Genomic DNA, 1,011 nt, shown 5'->3' with positions numbered 1-1,011 from the left:
ACATTGAATAATAGAAAGGGGAGCCTGTTGGCTCCCCTTTTTCGTTGTCGATAATTTATTGTCGACAGAATATGCATTCGGTGTCACTTATTGATCACCAATAAACTTTCTGTCGGTTTTTTCTGAAACACGGGATTTACCCTTAAACTTTCGAGATTCGATGCGTAAAATGCCACCCCATTGTATGAATGGTCGATTTAATTTAAGGGCAAACGAATGAGATGGTTGTCTAGTTTCTCATTGAAAGAGTGGTTGTTCGCTGCTGTTTTACTAAGCGGAATCTCTGCTTATGCACTCCACCATTCGAATCAGCGCACGTCCGACGCCCGCTCTGCTGCCATTCAAGTTTTGTTTGCCGACATGCAGTACTACGTCTCCATTCTCAACGCCAATGCGAAAGCGTTCAACCAAGAGAATGGCGCAAACCAATGTGTCCTGACGGCTGTGGGCTATCAAGAGTTTTACAACGGCTACCCAGAAACGCAAAGCGAATGTGGCGAACACCTTGGCTTTTTCGACAACATGACGATCTCAGACGAAATGAAGCAAGCGAACTTGGTGTTCATTGAAAACAACACTTATTCGATAGTCGGCTACGGCCCTAGTGACTCGCCAGAAGCTTTGATGCAAGGCAAATGCTACGCCTATTACCGATTGGAAGGCGCAGGAAAAGACGGACACAGTTTTAAAGTCGATACGTCCCAATGTTAGCGATCAAAAAAGGAGCCGCCGGGCTCCTTTTTTGTGTTCGAAAATAGCGTTACGCCATTTCTAGTTCCACTTCTTCAATTGGGAAGTGTTTGCTTGGTTCAACAAACTCTTGCTGCGCTGCGATGGTTTGCAGTTCCCATTCGCCTGCATGGTAAGTGGCGCTTAACACCCCGTAACACGCGTCGTGACAATGTTGGAAAGCTTGTTTAGGAGACCAACCTTTCAGCAATCCTGAAGTGAAGATCGCCGAGATAAGGTCGCCCACGCCAACAGGTTGTTTAGCAAACTCAAATTGAGGGC

At 46.2% G+C, this 1,011-nt stretch carries 1 protein-coding gene and 1 pseudogene; one reads left to right on the top strand and one right to left on the bottom strand.

The features are described from left to right. Positions 1-216: 216 nt before the first annotated feature. Positions 217-711, top strand: a complete 495-nt coding sequence (locus R7E42_RS25815) for a hypothetical protein (RefSeq protein WP_053302374.1) — start codon at positions 217-219, stop codon at positions 709-711. Between the two features lie 49 nt (positions 712-760). Here the strand turns inward: R7E42_RS25815 and R7E42_RS25810 are convergent. Then, a pseudogene (locus R7E42_RS25810) lies at positions 761-1,011 on the bottom strand (pyridoxal kinase); the annotation flags it as partial.

Source organism: Vibrio sp. Vb1337 (genome assembly GCF_033338715.1).
GTDB lineage: Bacteria > Pseudomonadota > Gammaproteobacteria > Enterobacterales > Vibrionaceae > Vibrio > Vibrio alginolyticus.
The sequence above is the reverse complement of the archived record's forward strand: the minus strand, read 5'-3'. Positions and strand labels throughout refer to the sequence as shown.